The organism is Candidatus Planktophila sp. (assembly GCF_046070465.1).
Taxonomy (GTDB): Bacteria; Actinomycetota; Actinomycetes; order Nanopelagicales; family Nanopelagicaceae; genus Planktophila.
The window spans coordinates 1-2,954 of the sequence record NZ_JBJTMK010000006.1; the positions used below are offsets into that span (position 1 = coordinate 1).

The 2,954-nt window shown below is 46.8% G+C and carries 5 protein-coding genes; all 5 read left to right on the forward strand.

Translation table 11 applies throughout. The features are described 5' to 3' along the window. The coding region (locus ACKOVI_RS00165) for a VOC family protein (protein WP_509601618.1) at window positions 1-228 on the forward strand (228 nt) is incomplete at its 5' end. Window positions 229-247: 19 nt separating this feature from the next. After that, entirely contained in the window at window positions 248-592 is a 345-nt protein-coding gene (locus tag ACKOVI_RS00170; RefSeq protein WP_509601620.1) for a zinc ribbon domain-containing protein YjdM, read from the forward strand. Window positions 593-594: 2 nt separating this feature from the next. After that, window positions 595-1,455 (forward strand): homocysteine S-methyltransferase, encoded by an 861-nt coding sequence (mmuM, locus tag ACKOVI_RS00175; RefSeq protein ID WP_509601623.1) that lies wholly within the window; start codon window positions 595-597, stop codon window positions 1,453-1,455. A gap of 60 nt (window positions 1,456-1,515) precedes the next feature. Beyond that, window positions 1,516-2,346 (forward strand): ABC transporter substrate-binding protein, encoded by an 831-nt coding sequence (locus ACKOVI_RS00180; protein WP_509601625.1) that lies wholly within the window; start codon window positions 1,516-1,518, stop codon window positions 2,344-2,346. Window positions 2,347-2,348: 2 nt separating this feature from the next. Then, on the forward strand, window positions 2,349-2,954 hold a 606-nt coding region (locus tag ACKOVI_RS00185), incomplete at its 3' end, for an amino acid ABC transporter permease (RefSeq protein ID WP_509601627.1).

Sequence of the window (2,954 nt, forward strand, 5' to 3'; positions counted from 1 at the left end):
GCAAAGATTATTGATAAGCCTGTGGCAGATAAGGGCACCACTGAAGTTCTTATCTCTGTGGGATTGAAATCAGCTGATGATGTACGTCATGTGACAGATGCTGCTCTCGAACAGGGTGCACGCCGAATCAGCGAGCCCGAAGATATTGGATTTATGTTTAGTTGGGGTTTTGAAGATCTTGATGGACATATCTGGGATCTCTTCTGGATGGATCCAGCGCGTTTTTAAGCAAGGTTAGAATTCGGTCATGAGCGATCAACTTCCTCCATGCCCTGAATGTAAATCCGAGTATTCATATGAAATGGGTGAGATCCTCGTCTGTCCAGAGTGCGCCCACGAGTGGAATCCAAATGACGTTGAGATTGAAACTTCTCGCGTGATCAAAGATGCATCAGGAAACGTACTTCAAGACGGTGACGATGTAACAATCGTTAAAGATATGAAGGTAAAGGGAAGCTCAAATACTCTTAAGGTCGGAACTAAAGTTCGCAGTATCCGTCTGGTTGATGGCCCCGGTGATCACGATATCGAGGCGAAGGTTGATGGATTCGGACCGATGAATCTCAAGTCCAGCATCGTAAAGAAGGCATAGCGATGAGCTCTATCTCTCTCATTGATGGCGGTTTTTCGACTGCCTTAGAAGAACTTGGTAATACGCTCAATACTTCACTCTGGTCTGGTGAATTACTCCGCGGTCATCGGGATCAAATTCGAGCGGCTCATAAACTATTTGCAGACGCTGGCGCAGAGATTCTGATTACCGCCTCATATCAAATTTCATTTCAAGGTTGTATTGCTCGAGGCTGGAGCAAAGAAGAAGTAGACGATGCGCTTGAAGCTTCAACAGAGTTGGCTCGATTTCCAGGTGTGCGAGTTGCAGCATCTGTAGGACCATATGGCGCATATCTTGCTGATGGGTCTGAATATCGCGGCAATTATGGACTCACAATCGATGAGTTAAAAAATTTCCATAGAGATCGACTTATTGCTTTGGTAGACACTAAACCTGATCTGCTTGCAATTGAAACCATTCCCGAAATTGCAGAAGCAAAGGCAATTCTTGAATTATTGCAAGCGATGGGCAGTGACATCCCTGTCTGGATCTCTTTCTCTTGCAAATCTTCGAGCGAAATTTCATCTGGTGAAAAATTTGCCGATGCAGTCGAGCTCGTGAATCGATTCAGAAATCCCATCGCAGTCGGAATCAACTGCACGGCTCCAAACCTGATTACCCCACTACTTTCCAGCGCAGAGTCAGCTATTCCATATGTCATTTACCCGAATTCAGGGCGCACATGGGATGCAGATGCGAAGGCATGGCTTGGGCCTGTAGGTTCAAGTTTTGAGATTTCCGATATTCAGGCATGGAAATCGTTGGGCGCAACGCTCATCGGTGGTTGCTGTGGAGTATCTCCAGCAGATATCGCGGGCCTTGGCGCGCTTCTGCAAGGTTAGAATTACCTCCTACGGCAGCGTTGCCCGATCTCAATTCACCTTACTAGGAGCATCTCTCCCATGAAGAAGACATACAAAGTAGCAACTGCATTAGTTGCAGCTCTCTCAATTGCAGCGATTACGACACCAGCACAGGCGGCTACTTCGCTTCCTTCTAACATAGCGAAGGCAGGCGTAATCAACATCGGAATCGATGCAACATATAGCCCCAATGAATTTAAAGATAAGAACGGCAAGGTAATTGGCTGGGAAGTAGATCTTTTTAACGCAGTCGCAAAGAAACTTGGCGTAAAGACAAATTATGTAATTGCTGGTTTTGACACAATTTTGGCTGGTGTAAAGGCTGGCAAGTATGACGTTGGTGTTTCATCATTTACTGATACCAAAGAGCGCGAAGCATCAGTTGACTTCGTTAACTACTTCAATGCGGGCACTCAGTGGGCAGTAAAGAAGGGCGTAAAGCTCGATCCAAATAACGCTTGCGGAAAGATTGTCAGCGCAATGACAGGTTCTGTTCAGGCTGATGACATCTCTGCAAAGTCTGAGGCTTGCACAAAGGCTGGCAAAAAGGCGATCACACTTCTTACATTCGACTCAGGCGAGCAGGCAACAGCTGCGGTAGTTCTCGGTCGCGCGGATGCAACAGCTGCGGATTCACCAGTTCTTGCTTATGCTGTATTGCAGACAAAGGGCAAGCTTGCTCTTGCAGGCGCAATATTCGATAAGGCTCCCTATGGAATTGCACTTGCAAAGAAGTCGACTCTTGCTCCTGCAATCCAGCAAGCATTTGCTGCCATCAAGAAGGATGGAACATACGATTCAATCCTTAAGAAGTGGGGCGTAGAAGCTGGAGCCGTTTCTAAGTTCACAATCAATGGAGCAACTTCCTAAATATGAAGTTTGAAGGAAGCGTTCAAGCAGTGCCTCTGCGCCACTATAAAAGGTGGGCAGCGGCACTGCTGCTTCTTCTTGCATTTGCAGGAATCGCAGTCGATGCAGCATCACGTGATGCATATGAATGGGCCGCCTTCAGAAAATACCTCTTTGATGGGCGTGTAATTAAGGCTTCCATCGTCACACTCGAACTTACTTTGCTCTCCATGTTTTTTGCAATCATCCTCGGTATTGCCCTTGGAGTGATGCGCCGTACTGATAATCCAATCTTTAAAAACTTTGCGTGGCTATTTATCTGGATCTTTAGAGGCACCCCCGTCTATGTTCAACTCGTCTTTTGGGGTCTTTTCTCAACCATTTACAAGGAAATCTTTATTGGAATTCCCTGGATTCACTTCGGAGACTTCTACATCGGTTTCCACCTCACTCTCTCTCAAGCCGCATCCCTTTTCTGGATTGCAGTTCTAGGTCTGACCCTCAACGAGGCCGCCTACATGGCAGAGATAGTTCGCGGCGGGTTATTGGCAGTTGATTCTGGTCAAGAAGAAGCGGCAAAGTCGCTGGGCATGAGCAACTGGAAGACGATGCGATTTATCGTTATTCCG

Coding starts and splice junctions, on each gene's coding strand:
- ACKOVI_RS00170 (WP_509601620.1), top strand. CDS start 248: ATGAGCGATCAACTTCCTCCATGCCCTGAATGTAAATCCGAGTATTCA.
- mmuM (WP_509601623.1), top strand. CDS start 595: ATGAGCTCTATCTCTCTCATTGATGGCGGTTTTTCGACTGCCTTAGAA.
- ACKOVI_RS00180 (WP_509601625.1), top strand. CDS start 1,516: ATGAAGAAGACATACAAAGTAGCAACTGCATTAGTTGCAGCTCTCTCA.